Below are 23,580 nucleotides of genomic sequence, written 5' to 3'. Positions count from 1 at the left end.
ACATAGATTTTTTTGCCGTGAATCGTCGTATTTTGCTTTCCAACAAGGATTTAGAAATTACTTTATTGCGTTTGTGTCATCAACTTGTCGAAAATCATGAAGATTTCGATAACACTGTACTGATTGGTATGCAGCCTCGCGGCTCCTATTTGGCCAAACGTATTCATGCACTTTTGGGCAATATTTTGGGCAAAGATATTCCGTTGGGTTTGCTGGACAGCACCTTTCATCGCGACGACTTCCGCCGCCGCAATATGCCTTTGCAAGCCAATGCCACACAAGTGCCTTTTCTTATCGAAAATAAAAAAGTAGTGCTCGTGGACGATGTGCTTTATACGGGGCGTTCGGTGCGAGCGGCACTTGATGCCATGACTGCTTTTGGTCGCCCACAATCCGTTGAACTGCTGGTGCTTATAGACCGAAAATATACCCGCGAATTGCCCATTGCGGCGCGTTATGTGGGCAAAAGTATTGACTCGGTGCAGTCCCAACGCGTAAAAGTAGAATGGACAAACGAGGCCGACAATATATCCGAAGATGCCGTTTGGCTCATTTCCGACCAAGCCTAAAAGCGCATTTTACGAATGTAAAAAATCTTAGAAGCAACTCAACCCTTATAGATTTTGAACACCTATAAGGGTTGGAGTATGCAATGCCTGCACGTTGTGGGGTATTTTGGGCTAGTTACCCGTAAAGCCTATTTAATTTCAGATTTGAATTCGACTTTGAACTCTTCCCATTTTTCTTTCTTGTACTTGTTTTCGGCAAAGAAATGCAAGATGGCATCGTATTCTTTGGCCTCATGGAAACCTGGTACGGCCTGAATCACCTTTAATTTTTCATCCAAATATACTACTGACGGATAACTCATTTGCCCAGAAAGTAGCGTAATGGCCAAATTATGCGAACGCCCTTGCTCGTTGAACGTATAAACTTGGTCGTTAAAAATGATGTTGTCACGCTTTTCGGCGTTCATTTTTACGGCATAAAAGTTTTCGTTAATGTACTCAGCAATAGCAGGATGCGAGAATGTTTTTTTGTCCATTACCTTGCACCAGCCACACCAATCCGTATAGATATCTATCAAGATTTTCTTACGTTTTTTCTTGGCGCGTTTCACGGCCTCCTCAATGTCAAGCCATTCGATTTTGGCTTCATCTTTGGCGTTTAGCTCTGCAACAGGGCGTTTGGCGGCTGTCGTCGGTTTGGTTTTGGCCTCTACACTCACGCAGGCAAGCCATAGCCCTAAGCCCAACAAAATTATTTTTTTCATGTCAAAATCAAATTTTAGGAAAACAAAATAATCACGAATATAACTTGTATTTGTACACAACAAAATACACAAGTCTTTGAGTTTAGTGAAGCTAACAAAAACCGTACAGTTTTCTATCCAACAAAACGAAAGGCTTTCCTATTTTTTTAAGATACGGACGGACGGCCGTATTTACTTGGCGGAAGAAATGGCTAGAAGGATATGTGGTTTGTGAGGACACAAAACCATGGAGGAGTCGCAGGTCGGATAACAGAAGTCGCAGGTCGAATAACAGAAGTCGCAGGTCGGATAACAGAAGTCGCAGGTCGGATAACAGAAGTCGCAGGTCGGATAACAGAAATCACAGGTCGGATAACAGAAATCACAGGTCGGATAACAGAAATCGCAGGTTGGATAACAGAAATCGCAGGTTGGATAACAGAAATCGCAGGTCGGATAACAGAAGTCGCGGATCAGATAACAGAAGTCGCAGGTCGGATAACAGAAGTCGCAGGTCGGATAACAGAAGTCGCGGGTCGGATAACAGAAGTCGCAGGTCAGATAACAGAAGTCGCAGGTCGGATAACAGAAGTCGCAGGTCGGATAACAGAAGTCGCGGGTCGGATAACAGAAGTCGCAGGATAGAAATATTAAAAACCCCTCCTAAATCCTCCCCTTGGGGAGGACTTGAACATAAATCAGTTATGGATATGTGGTTTGTAAGGACACAAACCACGGAGGAGGAGGACACAAACGAAGTCGCGGGGTAGAAATATTAAAAACCCCTCCTAAATCCTCCCCAAGGGGAGGACTTGAACATAAATCAGTTATGGGTATGTGGTTTGTGTCCTTACAAACCACGTAGAACAATGTGGGTGTGGAGAGAGATACGCACAATAGTGCGTATCTAAAATGTTTGTATCAGCCTTTTATTATTCCGACCCTTCCACGATAAGCACAATTTCGCCTTTAGCGGGCTTGGTGGTGTAGTGCGCCAACAAATTGATTAGCGTATCGTTGCGGGTTTCTTCAAACATTTTGGTCAGCTCGCGCGAAACGGAAGCCTGACGTTCTGCCCCAAAAATACCCACGAACTGTTCCAGTGTCTTGTTGAGGCGGTGCGGCGATTCGTAAAAAACCATAGTGCGCGATTCGGTGGCTAAGGCTTGCAGGCGCGTTTGGCGGCCTTTTTTCACGGGCAAAAATCCCTCGAAAACGAAGCGGTCGGACGGCAGCCCCGATTTGACCAAGGCAGGCACAAAGGCCGTCGGGCCGGGCAGACATTCCACACTAAGTTCGTGTTTGAGGCACTCGCGCACCAACAAAAACCCAGGGTCGGAAATGGCAGGCGTACCCGCATCGGACACCAGCGCGAAACGCTCGCCCGTCTGCATTCGCTTAATGATTTGGGCTAAGGCGTGATGCTCATTGAAGGCGTGGTAGCTCTGCAAAGGCTTGTTGATTTGGAGGTGTTTGAGCAAGATGCCCGACGTGCGCGTGTCTTCGGCCAAAATGGTATCAGCTTCGCGCAGTACCCGAATGGCACGCAAAGTAATGTCTTCTAAATTGCCGATGGGCGTCGGGACAAGGGTAAGGGCTGGCAATGGATTCATGGGGTATAAATGCGGCGGCTGTTGCGCCTTTAGATAAAAACCAACGATTAGGGCAACAAAGGTAAGATACCCCACCAATAACACAACGCCTTGCCTTGCAAAGCACTCGGAAAAGAGGAAAGAAACTGTATTTTTGCATACTTAATCGTTTCATTTTCTTCATTCCCAAACCCCCAATGCCAATGCCCATGACCACCGCCCCCCAACCACACCCCGCCGCTATCCTACAACTGGCCGAAATATTAAAGGTAGAACCCAAGAGAGTAAAAAATGTTGATGATGAATATTATTTAAAAGTTGAAGTTTTTGAGTATGAAACAAATTTTCAAGAAGAAGTAATTGGATTAAAAATAGTCCACATATCAATATCAGTACAAACATTAAGTTTTATCTGTTATAGATTTCAGAAATTACAAAAAATAAATTTTAGTTATAATTTGATTTTTGGTATATATCCTGTCCAAAAACTAACCCATTTGGAGCTGGTTAATTTTAGTCATAACCGAATATCTGACATATCCTATATTCAAAATTTAACAAATTTACTACAAATTGATTTTAGTAATAATCAAATATCTGATATATCTCCAATTAAACAGTTAACAAATTTACTACAAATTGATTTTAGTGATAATCAAATATCAGATATATCTCCAATTAAACAGTTAACAAATTTACAAGAAATTGATTTTAGTAGTAATAAAATATCAGATATATCTCCAATTCAAAGTTTAACTAATTTAGAAGGAATTTATTTTGATTTTAATAAAATATCAAATATATCTCCAATTCAGCAGCTAACTAATTTACAAGTAATTTATTTTGGTTTTAATCAAATATCAAATATATCTCCTATTCAACAGTTAAATAATTTACAATATATTAATTTTAGTTATAATCAAATATCAGATATATCTCCTATTCAACTGCTAAGTAATTTACAAGAAATTCATTTCAATCATAATAAAATCAAAAAATTACCTGAATGGATTATTGATTCTCCTATTAATAATTTAGGTGTATTTATCGATGATAATCCCATCGAAAGCCCACCCGTCGAAATTATTCGGCAAGGCAAAGAGGCCATGCGGGCATGGTTTGAGGCCGATAAAAAAGCCCTCAAAGAAATAAAAGTGATTTTGATAGGCGATGCCGAAACGGGTAAAACGTCTTTGTTGCGCCGCCTCAAAGATGACACTTACAATGCCAAAGAGCCACAAACCGACGGCATTTTGATAGAAGAATTTGCCTTTGACAAACTCAAAACCTTTCAGAAACAAAAGCAATTGTTGGCACGAAAAGCGTATTTCTGGGACTTTGGCGGCCAAGAGATTATGAGCGCGACCCATCAGTTTTTCCTGACCAAACGCAGCGTGTATATGTTGCTGTTGGAGGCGCGGCGCGACAAAAATCCCGACCAACAAGCCCGCGAATGGTTGGAGCGAATCAACACGTCGGGCGGCAACTCGCCCGTGATTATCGTGGCGAATAAAATAGACCTCAATCACTCTTTTGGCTTCAATACCACAGACTTACAAAAAGATTTTCCGCAAATAGTGGGCATTGTGAATGTCTCGTGCAAAAGCCGTAAGGGGTTGCTGAAGCTCAAAACATTGTTGGCGGAAGCCATCGACAAAGCCGAATTATTCCAGACCGAAATAGACACGCGCTGGCACGGCATCAAAGACCATTTGCGCGAACTGACCGCCCAAAAACAATACATTCGGCAGGCCGATTTTGTGGAAATATGCGACAAGTGCCAGTTGCCAGACCACGAACAACAGCAGCAAGCCATTCGGTTTCTGAACGATTTGGGCATCGTGCTGCATTTCGATGATTTGCGCACCAGCGACTATTTTGTATTAGACCCGTATTGGGTGGTTACGGGCGTGTATCGGGTCATTACCTCCGAGCGAGCCGCCAAAAATAAAGGCAATATTAGTTACGAGGATTTGCATTATATTTTCCAAAAAGAAAAGCCGAAAGCCAAGGCTTACGCCTCCGAAAAACAAAAAAGTTTGCGGTACATCGGCCAAGAAATAGATTATATTGCGGAAATAATGGCGCGTTTTAAACTGTGTTATTTTATGGAAAATCGGGAAAGAATTTTAATTCCTGATTTGCTCGACCCTGATATGCCTGCCAAAATATTAGACTATTTTGAACAGAAACAACCGCTACAATTTATGTACTCGTATGGCTATTTGCCTACTTCTACGATTCATTTTCTGATGGTAGATATGCAAAAAGACATACAATCGCAATGGCGCACGGGTATGTATCTGAAATCCGATAATAATATCCAAGCGGAAGCCTTTGTATATGCCAGTGATAATAAAATTAAGATTTTGGTATTAGGCCACAATAAAGGAAAATATTTGTCGCTTATTCGGTATTTTCTGTCGAAAATTAACCAACGATTAAATACCAGAATAGAAGAATTTATTCCTGTAGAAGGTAAAAATATTTCTTATCATGAATTAGTAAATATGAAAGCTGATGGGGAGAAATCCTATAAAGATTATACGTCCAAACCGACTAAAGTGTATTCTATTGCTGAATTATTAGAAGGGATTTCGGATAGCGTTGTAATTGAAAAAATGATCCCCACAGTAGCCGACCAATATAAAGTTGATATTTCTTCCAAAACCATGAAAACACTTCCCGAAAATACCCGAAAAGTAAAAGTCTTTTTTTCGTATTCGCATAAAGATGAGGCTATTAAAGATGAACTATATAAGCACTTTAGTACACTTAGCCGTCTTGGAAAAACAGAGCCTTGGCATGACCGAAAACTAATGGGCGGCCAAGACTGGGACGCGACTATCAAAAAAGAACTGAAGGAAGCCGATGTTATTTTATTGATGATTAGTGCCAATTTTATTGCTTCCAATTACATCTGGGACATAGAGCTGAAAGAGGCCATCGCAAGACATCACAGCGGCGAGGCTGTAGTGATACCGATTTTTGCTAAACCCTGCGATTTTAGTGGCTTGCCGTTTGCGGGATTGCAGGGCTATCCGAGAGATGCCAAATTCATCTCCACGCAAACCAATAAAGATGCTGCCTATACTGAAGTAGCCAAAGAAGTTCGCAAAAACATAGAAACATTGTTTGACAAACTCAACCCTGAGCAAGGTTTATAAAATTTCCTAAGCCCTTATGGATTTTCGGCAATCTATAAGGGCTTTTTTAGTTGGTAAATCGCGTTTGGACGTAATGCTCGGTAGGCAAAAGCCGAAATATTGAATTCTTTTATATAATCAAATAAACTCTTTTGAATGTTTTCAGGAAATAGCAACAAGATGCGAATTATTTTCTTACGTTTTTTGTTGCTTTGGTACAAGTTTTGAGTTAAATTTAATGGACTAAAAACTAAAAATGACGGTTTATGCGTTTTATAATCAGAAAGTTAGTGTTTGTGGCTTTGTTATTAGGCGGGTTTGGAGCGCAAGCGCAGCATAACGTAAGAGTGGTGCGTTTTCCAGAACTTCAAAAGCTCCTCAAATCCAAACAAGACACGCTATTGGTCATAAACTTCTGGGCAACTTGGTGCAAACCTTGTGTACGTGAACTTCCTCATTTTCAGAAGGCTTACGACGGTTTCAAAGAAAAACCAGTACGTTTTTTGTTGGTAAGTCTCGATGATGCCAAAGAGCTGAAAACGCGCCTTGAGCCATTTGTCCAACGCCATAACATGACTACACCCGTTTGGCTGCTCAATGAGTCGGATTACAACTCGTTCATAGACAAAGTGGACGAAAGTTGGCAAGGTTCGTTGCCTGCCACACTTTTTCTGAACAATCACCGCGAGCAGCGCGTTTTTCACGAAAAAGAATTGACCGAAGCGCAGCTAAACCAAACAATTCGGAATCTTTTACCCAACTAATTACAAGTTTTAACCTTTAAAAATTTTTGCTATGAAAAAGAAATTATATGTATGGCTACCCGCTTTGTTGTTGGTATGCTCTTTGATGGCCATGAAAACATTGCGCACGCAAGGCTATCAGGTCGGCGATAAAGTCAAAGATTTTAGCCTAAAAAATATTGATGGCCAAATGGTTTCGCTCAAAACCAATGCGGCGGCAAAAGGCTTTATCGTAACATTTACTTGCAACCATTGCCCGTTTGCGGTCAAATACCAAGATCGCGTGGTGGCTTTACATAAAAAATACGCGCCGTTGGGCTATCCTGTTTTGGCCATTAATCCCAACGATCCCGCCAAAGAGCCAGAAGATAGTTTTGACAACATGAAAGCGCGTGCCAAAGAGAAAAATTTCACGTTCCCTTATGTGTTCGACGAAACGCAAGAAGTGGCCAAAGCGTTTGGCGCGGCTCGCACGCCACATATTTATATAGTGCGCAAAGTGGGTGCTGATTTTGTGGTAGAATACATCGGCGCGATAGACGACAACGCCAACGATGCAAGCAAAGTGCAGAAAAAATATGTAGAAGAGGCTATCAATGAGCTACTTGCAGGCAAGTCAGTGGCTACCAACCAAACCAAAGCGATTGGTTGTACAATTAAATGGAAAGATGCCTAATTGTCCATAAAGTATAAAATATAGAGAAGGAGATTTCTTCCGAAATCTCCTTTTTTGTTGTGTGCGGGTGGTGCATAAAAATAAATTTAGAAAAAACCAAATATTTTTTTTGTAAAATATAGTTTTATTGAAAATGATTCCATAGCTTTGCAGGCTGAATTTTACCCATCTGGCTTTTGCTGGACGAGGGTAGTTCTCGAAGTCAAAAATACGTTCACCGAGATACTTACGATGCCCCCAACGAAACAGTTTTCTGACTTGTTAGGTACAAGATTATAGCAATTATTGTCTAAATCTGTGTGTTTTAACAGGTCTTTTTTGTTTTGTGTTGAAATTGTAAATATAACGTGGACACTGTATCTGTAATGTGTAAACACTGTTCCTAAATTATGGCATTCAGAAAAAACAACAAGCCAAGTCAAGACTTTTCAAAAGTTACGATTAGCTTGGCTTCGCCAGAGTCTATTTTGGCGAATTCAAGGGGCGAAGTAAGGCAGCCCGAAACCATCAATTACCGCACCTATAAGCCCGAAACAGATGGTCTGTTTTGTGAGCGTATCTTTGGTCCTGTAAAAGATTGGGAATGTCACTGTGGTAAATACAAACGTATTCGTTATAAGGGTATTGTTTGCGACCACTGCGGCGTGGAAGTAACCGAAAAGAAAGTACGCCGTGAACGCATGGGACACATCGAATTGGTGGTTCCTGTGGCGCATATCTGGTACTTCAAATCGTTGCCTAACAAAATAGGCTACCTGTTGGGTATGCCAACCAAAAAACTCGACCAAGTTGTTTATTATGAACGCTTTGTCGTGATTCAGCCAGGTATTTGGGCTGAACAAGGAAGCGGAGCAGGAACAAAGGCCTTAGACCTTATCAGCGAAGATGAATACTTGGATATTATGGACAAGTTGCCGCGCGAAAACCAAATGCTCGACGACGAAGACCCTAATAAATTCCTCGCTAAGATGGGCGCAGAGGCTTTGATGATTTTGCTTGGCCGCACTAATCTTGATGACCTTTCTTACTCGCTTCGTCACTCTGCCGCTACCGATACGTCGCAGCAACGCAAAGCCGAAGCCCTCAAACGCTTAAAAGTAGTAGAAGCATTCCGTGAAGCGGAATCGCGTGGTGTGCCTAACAAACCAGAATGGATGATTATCCGTATGGTGCCTGTTATTCCGCCAGAATTGCGCCCACTTGTACCTTTGGACGGTGGCCGTTTTGCTACTTCTGACCTTAACGACTTGTACCGTCGCGTAATTATTCGTAACAACCGCCTAAAACGCCTTATCGAGATTAAAGCTCCTGAGGTGATTTTGCGTAACGAAAAGCGTATGTTGCAAGAGGCTGTGGACTCTTTGTTTGATAACTCACGCAAAGTAAACGCCGTTCGTGCCGAAGGTAACCGCGCCCTCAAATCCCTTTCGGATATGTTGAAAGGTAAACAAGGCCGTTTCCGTCAAAACTTGTTGGGTAAACGTGTGGACTACTCTGGCCGTTCGGTTATTGTGGTAGGTCCTGAGCTCAAATTGCATGAGTGCGGTTTGCCTAAAGATATGGCGGCAGAATTGTTTAAGCCGTTTATTATTCGCAAGCTGATTGAAAGAGGTATCGTGAAAACGGTAAAATCAGCCAAGAAAATTGTAGATAGAAAAGACCCTGTAGTTTGGGATATTTTGGAAAACGTATTGAAAGGACACCCTGTTCTTTTGAACCGTGCCCCTACGCTTCACCGTTTGGGTATTCAGGCTTTCCAACCAAAACTAATCGAAGGAAAAGCTATCCAATTGCACCCGTTAGTGTGTACGGCCTTCAACGCCGACTTTGACGGTGACCAAATGGCGGTTCACGTGCCACTCGGCCACGAAGCCATTTTGGAAGCCTCTATGTTGATGTTGGCTGCGCACAACATCTTGAACCCTGCTAACGGTGCGCCTATTACGGTACCTTCTCAAGACATGGTTTTGGGCTTGTACTATGTAACTAAAGGCCGTCGTAGCACGCCTAAACACCCGATTTTGGGTGAAGATATGTCGTTCTATTCGGCAGAAGAAGTTATCATTGCCATCAACGAAGGTCGCTTGTCGAAACACGCCTTTATTAAAGTGCGTACGACAGTGAAAAACGAAAAAGGCGAATTAGTACCGAAACTCGTAGAAACTGTAGCGGGTCGTGTGCTTTTCAACCAATTCGTTCCTGCGGAAGTTGGTTATGTAAACACGCTTTTGAGTAAGAAAGAACTTCAAAAAATCATCTCTTTGGTGTTCAAAACTTCGGGTATGGCTCGCGCCGCCCAATTCTTGGACGACATCAAAGAACTTGGTTTCAAGATGGCCTTCAAAGGTGGTTTGTCTATCGGCTTGGACGATGTGAAAATTCCAGACAACAAACACACACTCATCGCCAAAGCGAAAGAAGAAGTGGAAGTGGTTTGGCAAAACTACCAAATGGGTCTTATTACCGATAACGAACGTTATAACCAAATCATTGATATTTGGACTCGTATCACTTCGGAAATCACAGGTATTTTGATGAAAGAACTGGAAGAAGACGAACAGGGCTTTAACTCAATTTACATGATGATGCACTCTGGCGCACGTGGTTCTCGCGAACAAATCCGTCAGTTGGGTGGTATGCGTGGTTTGATGGCTAAACCTCAAAAGAACTTACAAGGTTCGGTAGGTGAAATCATCGAAAACCCAATTCTTTCGAACTTTAAAGAAGGTTTGGACGTGTTGGAGTACTTCATTTCTACACACGGTGCGCGTAAAGGTCTGGCCGATACGGCTCTTAAAACTGCCGATGCGGGTTATTTGACTCGTCGTTTGGTGGACGTGGCACAAGACGTAATTATTAATGAAGTGGATTGCGGTACGTTGCGCGGTTTGGCAGTTACTGCCCTCAAAGACAACGAAGACATCGTAGAACCTTTGTCTGAACGTATTTTGGGTCGCGTATCCGTACACGACGTGTACGACCCACGCACTAACGAATTGTTATTGTCTGCTGGTCAAGAAATTACAGAAGATATTGCTGCGGCGATTGATGCGACAAGCATTGAAGAAGTAGAGATTCGTTCGGTATTGACTTGTGAGTCGCGTCGTGGTGTGTGTGCTAAATGTTACGGACGTAACTTGGCTACAGGCCGCATGGTACAAAAAGGCGAATCGGTAGGGGTAATTGCAGCTCAGTCTATCGGTGAACCTGGTACACAGCTTACACTTCGTACCTTCCACGTGGGTGGTACGGCTTCTAACATCGCGGTAGAGGCAAGTGTAAGAGCTAAATTTGATGGTATCGTACAATACGACGAAATTCGTACTATCCCGACTGTAACTAACGACGGCAACGAAGTAGATGTAGTAATGGGTCGTTCGGGTGAAATCAAGATTGTAGAAGAAGGAACTCAAAAAGTATTGATTAGTAACCTTGCGCCTTACGGCTCTTTCTTGAAAGTAAAAGAAGGCCAAAAAGTAACAAAAGGCGACGAAATGTGCTATTGGGATCCATACAACGCCGTTATCTTGTCTGAATTTGAAGGTAAAGTATTCTTTGATTCGATTGAAGAAAACATTACTTACAAAGAAGAGTTTGACGACCAAACAGGTCACCGTGAGAAAGTTATTATTGAAACAAAAGACAAAGCGAAAAACCCTGCTATCCGCGTGGAAGGTCGCAATGGCGAAGTGAAAGTATATAGCTTACCTGTGGGAGCCCACTTGGCCGTAGAAGATGGCGTTTTGATTAAACAAGGTCAAATCCTTACCAAAATCCCTCGCGCTGTTGGTAAAACACGCGATATTACGGGTGGTTTGCCTCGTGTAACCGAATTGTTCGAAGCCCGTAACCCTTCAAATCCTGCCGTTGTGTCGGAGATTGACGGTGTAGTTACTTATGGCGGTATCAAACGCGGTAACCGTGAGGTATTCATTGAGTCGAAAGACGGCGTGAAGAAGAAATATCTTGTGCCACTTTCTAAACACATCTTGGTACAGGACAACGACTTCGTGCGTGCTGGTATGCCATTGTCGGACGGTGCGATTACGCCTTCAGACATCTTGGCTATCAAAGGGCCGACTTCGGTACAAGAATATTTGGTGAACGAAATCCAAGAGGTTTACCGCGTACAAGGGGTAAAAATCAACGATAAACACATCGAGTGTATCGTGCGCCAAATGATGCAAAAAGTGGATATCCTCGATGGAGGTGATACTAACTTCTTGCAAAATCAAATCGTAGATAAATTCACGTTCCGTAACGAAAACGATGAAATTATCGGCAAAAAAGTGGTTACGGACGCTGGCGACTCGGAAAACTTCAAGCCTGGCCAAATCGTAACAGCTCGACGCCTACGCGACGAAAACTCAAGCCTAAAACGCCGCGATTTGAAACTAGTACAAGTGCGTGATGCAGACCCTGCGGTTTCTCGTCCGATTTTGCAAGGTATCACACAAGCCTCATTGGGTACGGAAAGCTTTATTTCGGCTGCTTCGTTCCAAGAGACAACCAAAGTATTGAGCGAAGCCTCGATTCGTGGTAAAGTGGATTACTTGCTTGGTCTGAAAGAAAACGTAATCGTAGGACACTTGATCCCTGCGGGTACAGGTCAGCGCGAGTTTACCAACATTATCGTTGGCTCGAAAGAAGAATACGAAAGAATGGCGGCTGCGGAAGCGTCGGCATCGGCTCCATCTTCTGGCTCACGTCGTTCTAAAAAAGAAGCACAAAACTTATAATCAACTATTAGTTTTTGCTAAAAAATAAGAATAGAACTAATCAGCTTACCACATTGGTATTTTGATTAGTTCTATTTTTTTATTGTAACTTTACAACCTTAGAAATTTTAAAAACCTACAGTTATGGCAAACGAACCAAATCCTGAGAATCAGTTAAACATTGAACTTCCAGAAGAGATTGCAGAAGGAATTTATTCTAACTTGGTACTGATTGCGCATTCAAATACAGAATTTGTATTTGATTTTATCCGCATGATGCCTGGTGTACCCAAAGCAAAAGTAAAATCTCGTATCGTGATGACACCCGAACACGCACGCCGCCTTTTGGCTGCTTTGGCCGAAAACATAGAGCGTTACGAACAGGCTTTTGGCGGTATTCAAGAAGGCAAAACAAACATTCCTTTCAATTTTGGCGGCACGATGGGGCAAGCCTAAAATTTGAAAAAAGAACTTTATTTTTAAAAGGCTGATATTTTGTAACACTGCAAAGTATCAGCCTTTTATTTTGCTATCAAAAAAATATACAGGAAAAATATTTGCTTTGTGAGAAGAAAAAAAATGTATATGCCCAAGAAACCTTGTATTTTAGGCACACCAATTACCGACTATACCTGTTATACCAAAAGAATATTATTTTTTAGTAAGAAAACATTGTTGTAATGCAAACCATCGTAATGACTTTGGGCGAGCTTTCGGGCAAAACGTATCCGCCTATTATCCGTGCAGGAATAGAAGCCATCGAACAAGGCCTAACCCAATACTCGCCAGTAGAGGGGATTTATGAATTACGCGAAGCCATTGCGGCACATTATGCCCCGAATCAGGCCACGATTGGCCCGCAAAATGTGATGGTAACGGCTGGTGTGCGGCAGGCAGTTTTTAATGTCCTGACCAATATATTAAGCCCAGACGATGAGGTAATTTTGCCTGCGCCGTATTGGTTTGCATTTCCGAGCCTCGTGGAACGTGCTGGAGGTAAGTTAGTTACCTTGCCAACGCACGCCGCCGACAATTATACGCTGCACCCCAAGCAACTGGAAAAACTCATTACTCCCAAAACCCGACTTTTTATTTTTAATAATCCTTGCAACCCCAGTGGCAGGGTGTATAATGAAGCTGAAATAGATGCAATTGTGGCAGTTTTGGAGAAAAACCCGCACGTGTATGTGCTTTCAGACGAAATTTACGAATACATCAACTATTCCAAAGATTTTAGAAGTTTGGAAACGTGGCAATCCATTGCCGACCGCCTCATTACGGTAAGCGGATTTTCAAAGGCTTTTAGTATGTCGGGGTGGCGCGTGGGCTACATCGTGGCTGCCGAAAATTTGATTCTGACATTCCGCGAATATCAGCAAGTTACACTTTCGGGCGTGAGTATTTTTACGCAAAAAGCGGCCTTAGAAGCATTGCGTCAGCGCGATAATTATTTGCCGCCGCTGCTGGCCGAATTAGATGAAAAAGTAACGTTGGCCGCCGAGCTAATGAACACAGTTCCGAATATCGCTTGTCCCAAACCGCAAGGCGCGTATTACTTGTTCCCTGACGTGTCGGCGTATTTCGGGACGGTTTCGCCCAAAGGCCGCAACGTGGACAGTGCCGCCACCATGGTAGCGTATTTGTACATAGAGGCTGGCGTACAGGTATTTGCGGGCGATATGTTTGGCGAACCGCGTTGTTTGCGTATTTCGTTGGTGCTCGAAAAAGAGCAAATGCTCGAAGGTCTGAACCGCATCAAAAATGCGTTGTTGGAACTCAAACCCAAACAAACAGCATAAAAAAACGCATAAAAAAGCCTCTTACGTGATTGCAAGAGGCTTTTTTATTTTACATATAGTTCAAGTCATTATTGAGTTTGAGCTTAATTACGTGCGTCCAATTCAGGATTAAGATAATAGGATAAGTTGGGTCAAATTCATGCCAACGAATACCAAAATTAGCACGACCACCCAATTTGTGGTGGTTGTTGTGGTAAGATTCGCCCATCATCAAAAAGTCGAACGGAAGCAAATTTTTAGCTGTATCGTTTACTTTGAAATTGATGTAGCCGTATTTGTGTGCGTACCAGTTGATAATAGCACCGTGTACAGGCCCCATTAGGAAATGGATTGGCAAAAGCAAAAACATCCACCATTCGGTAGCAAAGTAAATGTAAAAAAGTGTATACGCTGTTCCCCAAGCCAAACGCGAAATCCACAAATCACCCAATTTCTCAATTGGAGCCCAATAAGGCACATTCTTTTTGAACTTTGGCTCGATGTCGGCGCGGTCGTTGAGAATGTCGTTGTAACGGTTTTTCGTTTTCCACATCATATCAAACAAATTGTCTGAGTAGCTTGGTGAATGTGGATCTTTTTCGGTGTCTGCGTAAGCGTGGTGCAGACGGTGCATAATGCCGTAAGCCTTCGGACTCAAGAAAGATGAGCCTTGAAATAAATAAGTCAGTACATAGAAGACCTTTTCGGCAGTAGGCGACATCGTAAACATCTGATGGGCAGCGTAACGATGTAAAAAGAATGTTTGCGCGAAAAGGGATAAGTACCAGTGTGCGACGAAGAAAATAAGAATAATCATGTAGGGTAGTGTTATTAGATAATTTACTAAAAAGATGCTTTTTCCATTCTTAAGCTCTACAAAAATATCAGTGCAAAATGGCTACCCGAATGACAAATATCACGCCGCGCCTTGATGTATTTACAGCCTTTTTGTTGAGTTTTTGGGAAGTAAAAAATCCTTAGTATAGGCATACTAAGGATTGACAATCTGTGTATTATAAATGAAATCACTTTTCGTCATCCGTAAATCCTATTAAAGCAACTCCGACTCCGACATAATAGCCCGAAAAATCGCGAGCTGTCCCGAAACGAGCATCCCCGAACGTCCAGCGATATTGCGCCTTAGAGGTAACATAAACATCGGGATAATGATTATGCGAATATACTTTCACAGCGGCCTCAAGCCCTGCTGCTAACATATAAAAGTAATTTGCCGCTACCTTTTTGGGGGACTTGCTGTAACCGTATTGTGTCCAGTATTTTTCTTGATTTGCATTATCGCCGAGTCGGCCAACGACTACACCGTTATTAAGATTAAAGCCTAACCTAAATTTATCTTTCTGCACCAAATCGTATTGGTTTGCCCACGCGATTTCGTAATAACCTAACACGGGTTTTTGGGCGGAATAGCCCGCAGGATTGCTGATTTTGTGTTGTGCTACCGAAAATGAAACGCCAGTAGCCCATTTTTGTTTGGGGTAATACTGAATATCAAAGTTTACGCCGTAGTAGTTTTTGGACATGATTGGCGTAGTGAAAGCACCCAAATCAAAGGCAATTTCGTGTTTGGGTTTGGCGGTTGGAGTGCTCACTTCTACGGAATTTTGCGCAAAAGTGAGTGTTTGAGTGGCAAGCAAAAGACTTGAAGCCAATAAGCATACCTTTTTCATGGAATAATAAGTTTTAATAGAATAAGTAAAATGTATGTTAACGAGAAGGAGATTAGGTAAAAACTAAGTTAATGCAAGTTAATTTTTATTTTGAATAAAACGAAAAATGCACCTGCGGTTTGCAAGTGCATTTCATTTATTTACAGCAATTTATGTTTGTTTTTCTCGAACAAAACTTCAATCATGCCGTCTTTGAGACCTACGTCTGGCACAATGATTTTCTTGGCTTTGGCGCGGCGCATAACGTGCAAATAAATCTCGGCAGCAGGAACAATCACGTCGGCGCGGTCGGGATTGAGCATCAGGTTATTGATACGCTCATCCATCGAAAGTTTGCTAATCATGCCTTGTACTTGCTCCACTTCCGCCAACGTCATGGTTTTGGCCTTTTTATTTTTCTTGTTGGCCAGCTCATAAATCTTGTTGATGTTGCCGCCTGTACCAACCGCCGTAATGTAGTGCATATCCGCCGAAATATGTTGCTGCACCCAATCTTCGATATTTTGCCAAATTTCAGGGGCAGTGTAGCTGTTCATGAGCCTTACCGAACCCATCGGGAACGATTCAGACGCAATTTTTTCATGATTTTTATAAATATTTAGTTCCGTACTGCCGCCGCCAACGTCGATGTGTAAGTAGGGTTTTTCGTCCAAATATTTAACAATGGCTTTGTTGATAAGGTCGGCTTCGGCTTGGCCGTCTATTACGTCAATGCTCAACCCTACGTTGTCGCGCACGTGTGCCACGATGTCGCGGCCATTCGAGGACTCGCGCAGCGCGGAAGTTGCACAAATCTTGTAGTCTTCTACTTCGTAAAGCTCTATGAGCAACTTAAACGCCTGCATGAGCTTCACAAATTTGGCTTCGAGTGCGGGCGTAATCGCGCCTTTATCAAAAACATCTTTGCCCAAACGAAGCGGAAAGCGCACATACTCTAACTTTTTGACCGTGAATTTACCTTCGTACAGCACTACGTTAGAAATCTGCATTCTGATGGCATTAGAGCCAATATCTACAACAGCAAGTTTCAAAGTGGATAACAGATATAGTTGAAAAAAAATAACCAGTAGATTAAATTGTTATGCAAGTTTACAAAAAACAAGGCACAGTATTTACAAATCGCTAAAAAGAGGGTTCTTTTTATGAAAAAAATATTACACAGCCCTTTTGTTGGCTCTTTCTCAAAAACGCGCATACAAAAGCCTTTTATCACAAAACACAACGCGATATAAACCAAACGATTTACTTTGCAGTTCGTTTCTATACATTTGAATCAAAGCGATATGATGAACAAAATTACTTTGGGGGCATTGTTGGCGTTGGGTTGTGTAAGCCTTGAGGCCACCGCCCAAACCAAAACCCTCAGCATAGAAGATGCCATGCTCAATCCGCAACTTGCACCCGCCAACTTGCGCCAATTGCAATGGATAAAAGCCTCTGATGCGTTTAGCTACGCTGCGCCATTTGGCAAAACAGAATATTTACTCAAAGGTACAGCCGCCAGCACGCACCGCGACACGTTGGCCAAAGCCTCTGCCCTACCCAACGCGCCGAAACGTTTGCCGTTTTTTAGTTGGATTTCGGAGCAAAAAGCATGGTACGCCGCAGGCAACGATTATTATTACTACGATGTGGCCAGCCAAAAAGCGACCGTTTTTAGTACACTGCCCGACGACGCCGACAACGCAGACGTAGCCGAAAACAACCAGTACATTGCTTACACTCGCGCCCAAAACTTGTTTGTGGCCATTGGCACAGAGCAAATACAAGTAACCAACGAACCAAACAAAGCTATAGTAAACGGACAGGCCGCACACCGCAACGAGTTCGGCATTACAAAAGGAACGTTTTGGTCGCCGAAAGCTAACTTATTGGCTTTCTATCGTTTAGACCAAACAATGGTAACGGATTATCCGCTCGTGAATACTACGCCGATTCCTGCCGAAGCCAATCTTATCAAATATCCGATGGCGGGCGACAAAAGCCACCATGCCACTGTAGGCGTTTTTGATTTGAAGAAAAAAACAACCGTGTTTTTGCAAACGGGCGAGCCTGCCGAACAATATTTAACCAACATTACGTGGAGTCCTGACGAGAAATCAATTTATATCGCGGTGCTAAATCGTGACCAAAACCACCTCAAACTCAATCAGTACGACGTGGCTACGGGCAAATTCTTGAAAACTTTGTTTGAAGAAAAACACGATAAATACGTAGAACCTGAGCATGAACTTTTGTTTTTACCCAACAATGCAAACCAATTTATTTGGCAGTCCGACCGCGACGGTTTCAGCCATTTGTATTTGTACAACACCGACGGCAAGCAACTGAAGCAACTCACCAAAGGCAATTTTGAGGTAACGGCCACACTCGGATTTGATGCCAAAGGCGAAAAGCTTTTCTTGCAAACCACAGGTAATCAGGGCTTAGACCGCCATTTGGCCAGTGTTACGGTGTCTGGCAAATTTGCGCAACTAACCCAAACGTCTGGCACGCACAATGTGAGCGTAAGCGAGAAAAGTAATTTTGTATTAGATAATTTCAGCAATTTAAGCACGCCGCGCCGCATCAGCGTATTGGCTTCATCGGGCAAAGAACAAAGTCTTTTGTTGGAAGCGGCCAACCCGCTCAAAGATTTTACGTTGGGTAAAATTGAATTTGTAACACTGCAAGCCCAAGACGGCACGCCGCTCAACGCACGCCTCATCACACCGCCCAATTTGGAAGCTGGCAAAAAATACAAAGCCGTGGTGTATGTTTACGGAGGCCCTCACGCACAGTTGGTTACAAACAACTGGCTCGGAGGCGCAAACCTTTGGATGCACTACATGGCGCAACAAGGCTACGTGATGTTTACGATAGACAATAGAGGTTCGGAACACAGGGGCCGCGCTTTTGAGCAAGCTACGTTCAGGCAATTGGGTACGGCGGAAATGGCCGACCAACTCGCAGGCCTTAAATATTTGAAAAATTTGGCTTTCGTGGATAGCTCGCGCGTAGGCGTACACGGTTGGAGTTTTGGCGGTTTTATGACTACCAGCCTGATGACACGCACGCCCAACGCCTTCAAAGTTGGCGTAGCGGGTGGCCCAGTGATTGACTGGCGTATGTACGAAATTATGTACACGGAACGCTACATGGATACGCCAGCCACCAACGAACAAGGTTACAAAACCAATAATCTGTTGGAATATGTGCCCAATCTGAAAGGTAAATTAATGCTGATTCATGGCACAGACGACGACGTGGTGGTATGGCAACACAGCCTCAAATACGTGCAAAAAGCCGTAGAAACAGGCAAACTCATCGATTATTTTGTGTACCCTGGCCACAAACACAACGTACAAGGGCGCGACCGCTTACACCTGATGCGGAAAATCACCCAGTATTTTGAAGATTATTTGTAAAAAACGCAAGTCCCCAATTTTCTACGGAAGGTTGGGGATTTTTATTAAAATATTTTGCTAATTTGAAACCAAGATTACACCATAACACTCAATAACAAGACAAACATGAAAAGAAGTTATACCATTGATTTAGTACGATTTATCGCCGCTTTTTGCGTAATGACTTTGCATACGCCGCTGCCCAGTATGGGGCATGATGTTGGCTCTATTGTGCGAATTGCGGGGCGTTGGGCTGTGCCGTTTTTTTTCATGGCAACAGGCTATTTTTTGGGCAAAAAAATTACGACAGACAACAAATTGCCGATGCAAAGCATTGAAAAAAACATGGTGAAATTATTCTCCGTCTTTTTTGTCTCGTCTCTGGTGTATATGGCTTATAGTTACTTAGTTACGCCTACCATTTCGTTTAATGATATTGCGCTTTTGGTCAAAGGCACTTACGGACATTTGTGGTTTGTGGGATCGATGATTGTGGCCTACATTTTCATTTGGTACATGTACGCCATCGGCCAAAGTAAAGTACTGCCAATCATTTCGTTAGCCTTGCTTGTGTTGGTGGTGTACGCTGATGCTTATGATTTAATATCGGGCAAAACCGTGATTTATCAGCAGTTGCCGCGATTTCTGAGTTCCATTCCGTTTATGTACATGGGGCTTTATTTGTCGGATAAAAAACTGCCTGAAAAAAGCCTGCCTCTTTGGATTGTGGTCTTTGTCGTGGGCTTTCTTTTACAATATGGAGAGGCATTTTATTTTGAGAAAATGTATAAATATTCGGCCTATCAACCGCAAACACTTATCGGAACTATTTTCGCAGCTATTGGCATATTTAATATTTGTTTATTGGTGCAAACCAATGAAAATAAATGTGCTATTTATGGTCAAAAATATTCGCTGTTCATTTATCTGTATCATTTAATTGGTTACTGGTTTGTTCAAAAACTAATGACTTGGCTCGATGTGGTTTCTACCGATTATATCAGATTGTTTTTGCCTGCGTATAGCTTCGGATTTATGCTTACGACTGCGATTCTGATAGATAAATTTTTGCCAAAAATATTTGCCATTCTTAATGGTGATATCAATACGTCAAAATAATATTTATATATGAAAAATATATTTAAAATATTACCTATTATATTCCTACTTAGTTCTTGCCAAATTGGGCGATTTGTTTTTTATAATTTTGCGGATATTCGAGACTATAAAAAATTTCCGAATAGAAAATTACAAGCAGATTCCACGCATAAGTATTTTTTTGCTAAAGCAGAAAAAGGGAAATTTCCTGTTTCCATAAAAAATAAGGAACAAAAGGAAATTAGCTTTGACACATTTTTGAAAAAAACAAAAACAGTGGCATTTCTGATTATTAAAAACGATACCATACAATACGAAAAATATTTTGGTAAATACAATCAAGAAAGCATAGTTCCTTCATTTTCAATGGCCAAATCCGTTACATCCATTTTAATTGGCTGTGCCATAGATGACAAACTGATTCAGTCTGTGGACGAACCTATTACTAATTATATTCCAGAATTAAAGAAAAATGGATTGGAAAAAGTAACGATTAAACAATTACTTCAGATGACCGCTGGCGTAAAATTTAATGAAAGTTACTATAGTCCTTTTTCGGATGCAGCGGGCTTTTATTATGGCCGAAATCTTCGCAAAAAAATCGCTAAAATGAAAACAAATAATCAATCTAAAGCTACATTTAAATACCTAAGTGGAAATACACAATTGTTGGGCTTGGTGCTGGAAAGAGCCTTAAAAAACAAAACAATTACAGCGTATTTACAAGAAAAAATCTGGACACCATTGGGCATGGAATATGACGCTTCTTGGAGTATTGATAAGAAAAATAATGGCATAGAAAAAACGTTTTGTTGCCTGAATGCACGCGCAAGAGATTTTGCAAAAATTGGCCGATTGTATCAGAATAAAGGCCGTTGGAATGGGCAGCAAATTGTTTCGGAAAAATGGGTGCAAGAGTCCACAAAAATAGATACAAGCAACGGGAGCGCGGCTTATTATCAGTATCAATGGTGGTTGCCGACACGCAACGGCGATTTTATGGCCGAAGGTTTTTTGGGACAATTTATTTACGTAAATCCTGCTAAAAATGTGGTTATTGTACGTTTGGGCAAACGTGAAGGCGATGCCAATTGGTGGGAAATTCTACCTTCGTTGGCTAATCAATATTGAACCATATTTTAACTTGTTATTGACCATCAAAAAAATAAAAATTGAATCTCCTCGAAGCCCAACATTTGACGGCTGGCTATGGCCAACGTTCCGTATTAGATAACATGTCGTTTTGTTGTCCGCCAACCCGATTTTTGGCGGTGTTGGGGCATAATGGCACAGGCAAATCCACTTTTTTTAAAATCCTGAGTCAAGCCCTTTCCTATACAGGAAGTTTGCGACTACTCGGCCAAGAAATACAGAAAATCAGCAACTTACCGCAGCAAGTGGCCATTTTGGAACAAAAAAACAATGTCGTTTTTTCGGTGAAGGTTGCCGATTTGGTACTGGCGGGAGCTTTTGCACGCAAAGCATTTTGGGAAGACTACTCCCCTACCGACCACGCGGAAGCCGCACAACTGCTCGCGCAACTAGACATCAGCCATTTAGCAGACAAAGATTTTACGCAACTCTCTGGCGGTGAGCAACAAATGGTTTGGCTGGCGCAAATGATGATGCAAAAAACACCTGTCTGCCTACTCGACGAGCCTACGCAACACCTCGATTTGCATAACCGTAAAAAAGTGTTTGAACTTATGCGCACTTGGACGCGCCACGACAAAACCGTAATTTGTATTACCCACGACATACAGTATTTGGGTATGATGGAGGGTTTTTTGCTAAATTTGTCCGCCCTTGAAGTGGGCATAGAACCGATTACGCCCCAAAACATTGCCAAACACACCGCATTGTTGGAAGCAATCAATCCATTTCATCTAACACAATAAACTGATTTACATGAAATTAGCATACAGAACCATTGGCGAAGGTCAGCCGCTTGTTATTTTGCACGGCTTGTTTGGTTCGGGCGACAACTGGCTCACGATTTCTAAGGTTTTAAGCGACAGGCATCAAATATTTTTGGTTGATCAGCGCAATCATGGCCGCTCGCCGCACAGCGACGAATGGACTTACAAGGCGATGGCCGACGATTTGTATGCGTTTTTGCAAGAACATAATCTCCAAAATCCGATACTAATCGGCCATTCGATGGGCGGAAAAACCGTGATGCAATTTGCGATTACTTACCCAAATGTTGCCCGCAAAATCGTGGTGGTGGACATTGCGCCAAAACTTTATCCTCCTCATCATCAGGATGTTTTGGCGGGACTTCACGCCGTAGATTTGGCCAATATCACCAGCCGCAACGATGCGGAAGCAGCCATGGCAACAGCCATCAAAGAAGCAGATGTACGACAATTTTTACTTAAAAACTTGTATCGCAACGAAAACGGACAGTTTGCTTGGCGCGTAAATTTGCCGCTCATTACCCAAAAAATTGAAGAAATTGGCGTAACCCAAACCAGCCCAACGCCTGTGCAAATTCCTGCGTTGTTTGTTCGTGGTGCGCTTTCAAAATACATAAAAGACGCAGATTTGGCTCTGATTCAGAACCTTTTCCCAAATAGCGAGCTAAAAACCATCGAAGGGGCAGGCCACTGGGTACAAGCCGAAAAACCTGCCGAATTTGTACAAGCTGTGCAACCTTTTCTTTACGAATAATTAATAATTTCATTTTCAGATATTTACAAAGTCATGGCAATTCAAGTTCCAAGTATTTTTGCGGCCTACGAGCAAGCGATACAGCAATCTGTACGGCCATTTGTACACATTACAGCCACGCCCGAAGCAAGCACTTCGGCCACTCAAAGCAAGTTTGGGGGTGTGCCTTATTTGCCCGTAGATGCAGCCTACCCGACCAATGCAGAAGGGCAGCCGTTGGCTTTTGTGGCGCAAATTAATTTGGAAGAAATGCCCGCATTGCCAGACTGGCCGAGCAAAGGAATTTTGTTGTTTTTCATAGACTCAAAAGATAATTTGTTGGGGCTAAATTTTGATAATCGTACCGACCAAAATGGCTTTAAGATTTTGTATTTTAATGAAATAGAACAAGATAGCGGTAAATTATTGGCCACTTTGCCTGCCGATGCACCTGTTTTTGTAGAAAAAGAAAGTCGCATTACTTTTGAACAAAAAGAAGCACCAGTAAGTACAGGAGATTGTCATTTTGAGCAGCTTATCGGCGAAAGTATTTATGACTTTGTGGACAAGTTTGAAGACCCCGACGAGGCCGAACAACAATACAAAGATTTGGCGCAGCAAGCAGGCCACAAGTTAGGCGGCTACCCAGATTTTGCGCAAGAAGACCCGCGTTATGAGTCGGAAGAAAGTGCAGAATATGTGCTTTTGTTTCAGGCAGATACAGACGGAAATATCGGCCTGATGTGGGGTGATATGGGTGTGGCTAACTTTTTTATTAAACCAGAAGATTTGAAAGCAGCCAATTTTACGGGTGTATATTACAACTGGGATTGCGCCTGATTTTTTTATTC

The 23,580-nt window shown here is 42.4% G+C and carries 19 protein-coding genes and 1 pseudogene; 14 read left to right on the top strand and 6 right to left on the bottom strand.

The features are described from left to right. Positions 1-17 precede the first annotated feature (17 nt). Positions 18-569, top strand: coding sequence for a bifunctional pyr operon transcriptional regulator/uracil phosphoribosyltransferase PyrR (pyrR, locus tag BM090_RS10785; protein WP_091512351.1), 552 nt, complete (start codon positions 18-20; stop codon positions 567-569). A 128-nt stretch (positions 570-697) separates the two neighbouring features. On the opposite strand, the gene BM090_RS10780 is transcribed toward pyrR, so the two are convergent. The 3 genes from BM090_RS10780 to rsmI form a co-directional block, all read right to left on the bottom strand. Beyond that, entirely contained in the window at positions 698-1,273 is a 576-nt protein-coding gene (locus BM090_RS10780) for a thioredoxin family protein (protein ID WP_091512348.1), read from the bottom strand. Between the two features lie 191 nt (positions 1,274-1,464). Further along, positions 1,465-1,638: a hypothetical protein gene (locus BM090_RS18395; protein ID WP_177199909.1), complete on the bottom strand. Its 174-nt coding sequence runs from the start codon at positions 1,636-1,638 to the stop codon at positions 1,465-1,467. A gap of 546 nt (positions 1,639-2,184) precedes the next feature. Further along, on the bottom strand, positions 2,185-2,865 hold the full coding sequence (gene rsmI, locus BM090_RS10770) for a 16S rRNA (cytidine(1402)-2'-O)-methyltransferase (RefSeq protein ID WP_091512341.1): 681 nt from the start codon (positions 2,863-2,865) through the stop codon (positions 2,185-2,187). 176 nt (positions 2,866-3,041) lie between these two features. On the opposite strand from rsmI, the pseudogene BM090_RS18915 reads away from it, so the two are divergent. The 7 genes and pseudogenes from BM090_RS18915 to BM090_RS10740 form a co-directional block, all read left to right on the top strand. After that, positions 3,042-3,839 (top strand): annotated as a pseudogene (locus tag BM090_RS18915) (leucine-rich repeat domain-containing protein); the annotation flags it as partial. Positions 3,840-3,950: 111 nt separating this feature from the next. Next, complete coding sequence (locus BM090_RS10765) at positions 3,951-6,011, top strand: COR domain-containing protein (protein ID WP_245756715.1); 2,061 nt, start codon at positions 3,951-3,953, stop codon at positions 6,009-6,011. 245 nt (positions 6,012-6,256) lie between these two features. Then, positions 6,257-6,754, top strand: a complete 498-nt coding sequence (locus BM090_RS10760) for a TlpA family protein disulfide reductase (RefSeq protein ID WP_091512334.1) — start codon at positions 6,257-6,259, stop codon at positions 6,752-6,754. A gap of 31 nt (positions 6,755-6,785) precedes the next feature. Further along, positions 6,786-7,409, top strand: a complete 624-nt coding sequence (locus BM090_RS10755; RefSeq protein ID WP_091512331.1) for a thioredoxin family protein — start codon at positions 6,786-6,788, stop codon at positions 7,407-7,409. Between the two features lie 389 nt (positions 7,410-7,798). Then, on the top strand, positions 7,799-12,148 hold the full coding sequence (rpoC, locus tag BM090_RS10750; RefSeq protein WP_091512327.1) for a DNA-directed RNA polymerase subunit beta': 4,350 nt from the start codon (positions 7,799-7,801) through the stop codon (positions 12,146-12,148). Positions 12,149-12,271: 123 nt separating this feature from the next. Further along, positions 12,272-12,583 carry a DUF3467 domain-containing protein gene (locus BM090_RS10745; protein ID WP_091512323.1) on the top strand — a complete coding sequence of 104 codons (312 nt, stop codon included), beginning with the start codon at positions 12,272-12,274 and terminating at the stop codon, positions 12,581-12,583. A 224-nt stretch (positions 12,584-12,807) separates the two neighbouring features. Further along, the gene (locus tag BM090_RS10740; RefSeq protein WP_091512320.1) at positions 12,808-13,926 is read left to right on the top strand and encodes a pyridoxal phosphate-dependent aminotransferase; all 1,119 of its coding nucleotides are present in this window, start codon (positions 12,808-12,810) and stop codon (positions 13,924-13,926) included. Positions 13,927-13,975: 49 nt separating this feature from the next. Here BM090_RS10740 and BM090_RS10735 read toward each other — a convergent pair whose 3' ends face one another. From BM090_RS10735 to BM090_RS10725, 3 genes are all read right to left on the bottom strand, one after another. Next, positions 13,976-14,722 carry an acyl-CoA desaturase gene (locus BM090_RS10735; protein WP_091512316.1) on the bottom strand — a complete coding sequence of 249 codons (747 nt, stop codon included), beginning with the start codon at positions 14,720-14,722 and terminating at the stop codon, positions 13,976-13,978. A 208-nt stretch (positions 14,723-14,930) separates the two neighbouring features. Then, positions 14,931-15,593, bottom strand: coding sequence for a hypothetical protein (locus tag BM090_RS10730; protein WP_091512312.1), 663 nt, complete (start codon positions 15,591-15,593; stop codon positions 14,931-14,933). Positions 15,594-15,733: 140 nt separating this feature from the next. Then, on the bottom strand, positions 15,734-16,624 hold the full coding sequence (locus tag BM090_RS10725; RefSeq protein WP_091512308.1) for a Ppx/GppA phosphatase family protein: 891 nt from the start codon (positions 16,622-16,624) through the stop codon (positions 15,734-15,736). A gap of 252 nt (positions 16,625-16,876) precedes the next feature. On the opposite strand from BM090_RS10725, the gene BM090_RS10720 reads away from it, so the two are divergent. The 6 genes from BM090_RS10720 to BM090_RS10695 all read left to right on the top strand — a co-directional run bounded on the left by BM090_RS10720 (position 16,877) and on the right by BM090_RS10695 (position 23,569). Then, positions 16,877-19,000, top strand: coding sequence for a S9 family peptidase (locus BM090_RS10720; protein ID WP_221405382.1), 2,124 nt, complete (start codon positions 16,877-16,879; stop codon positions 18,998-19,000). Positions 19,001-19,105: 105 nt separating this feature from the next. Then, a complete protein-coding gene (locus BM090_RS10715; protein ID WP_091512301.1) occupies positions 19,106-20,098 on the top strand; it encodes an acyltransferase family protein in 993 nt (330 codons plus the stop codon). Between the two features lie 255 nt (positions 20,099-20,353). Then, a complete protein-coding gene (locus BM090_RS10710) occupies positions 20,354-21,208 on the top strand; it encodes a serine hydrolase domain-containing protein (protein WP_245756714.1) in 855 nt (284 codons plus the stop codon). Between the two features lie 41 nt (positions 21,209-21,249). Then, entirely contained in the window at positions 21,250-21,975 is a 726-nt protein-coding gene (locus BM090_RS10705) for an ABC transporter ATP-binding protein (RefSeq protein ID WP_091512293.1), read from the top strand. A gap of 10 nt (positions 21,976-21,985) precedes the next feature. Continuing rightward, positions 21,986-22,750 (top strand): alpha/beta fold hydrolase, encoded by a 765-nt coding sequence (locus tag BM090_RS10700; RefSeq protein ID WP_091512289.1) that lies wholly within the window; start codon positions 21,986-21,988, stop codon positions 22,748-22,750. A 33-nt stretch (positions 22,751-22,783) separates the two neighbouring features. Further along, a complete protein-coding gene (locus BM090_RS10695) occupies positions 22,784-23,569 on the top strand; it encodes a YwqG family protein (protein WP_091512286.1) in 786 nt (261 codons plus the stop codon). Positions 23,570-23,580: the final 11 nt, after the last annotated feature.

Source organism: Flexibacter flexilis DSM 6793, assembly GCF_900112255.1.
Classification (GTDB): Bacteria; Bacteroidota; Bacteroidia; order Cytophagales; family Flexibacteraceae; genus Flexibacter; species Flexibacter flexilis.
This window is presented reverse-complemented; position numbering and strand designations above follow the sequence as displayed.

What these genes read in the sequence shown, in the direction of transcription:
- BM090_RS10780 (WP_091512348.1), bottom strand. Translation starts at nt 1,273, where the DNA reads ATGAAAAAAATAATTTTGTTGGGCTTAGGGCTATGGCTTGCCTGCGTG.
- rsmI (WP_091512341.1), bottom strand. Translation starts at nt 2,865, where the DNA reads ATGAATCCATTGCCAGCCCTTACCCTTGTCCCGACGCCCATCGGCAAT.
- BM090_RS10765 (WP_245756715.1), top strand. Translation starts at nt 3,951, where the DNA reads ATGCGGGCATGGTTTGAGGCCGATAAAAAAGCCCTCAAAGAAATAAAA.
- BM090_RS10760 (WP_091512334.1), top strand. Translation starts at nt 6,257, where the DNA reads ATGCGTTTTATAATCAGAAAGTTAGTGTTTGTGGCTTTGTTATTAGGC.
- BM090_RS10755 (WP_091512331.1), top strand. Translation starts at nt 6,786, where the DNA reads ATGAAAAAGAAATTATATGTATGGCTACCCGCTTTGTTGTTGGTATGC.
- rpoC (WP_091512327.1), top strand. Translation starts at nt 7,799, where the DNA reads ATGGCATTCAGAAAAAACAACAAGCCAAGTCAAGACTTTTCAAAAGTT.
- BM090_RS10745 (WP_091512323.1), top strand. Translation starts at nt 12,272, where the DNA reads ATGGCAAACGAACCAAATCCTGAGAATCAGTTAAACATTGAACTTCCA.
- BM090_RS10740 (WP_091512320.1), top strand. Translation starts at nt 12,808, where the DNA reads ATGCAAACCATCGTAATGACTTTGGGCGAGCTTTCGGGCAAAACGTAT.
- BM090_RS10735 (WP_091512316.1), bottom strand. Translation starts at nt 14,722, where the DNA reads ATGATTATTCTTATTTTCTTCGTCGCACACTGGTACTTATCCCTTTTC.
- BM090_RS10730 (WP_091512312.1), bottom strand. Translation starts at nt 15,593, where the DNA reads ATGAAAAAGGTATGCTTATTGGCTTCAAGTCTTTTGCTTGCCACTCAA.
- BM090_RS10720 (WP_221405382.1), top strand. Translation starts at nt 16,877, where the DNA reads ATGATGAACAAAATTACTTTGGGGGCATTGTTGGCGTTGGGTTGTGTA.
- BM090_RS10715 (WP_091512301.1), top strand. Translation starts at nt 19,106, where the DNA reads ATGAAAAGAAGTTATACCATTGATTTAGTACGATTTATCGCCGCTTTT.
- BM090_RS10700 (WP_091512289.1), top strand. Translation starts at nt 21,986, where the DNA reads ATGAAATTAGCATACAGAACCATTGGCGAAGGTCAGCCGCTTGTTATT.
- BM090_RS10695 (WP_091512286.1), top strand. Translation starts at nt 22,784, where the DNA reads ATGGCAATTCAAGTTCCAAGTATTTTTGCGGCCTACGAGCAAGCGATA.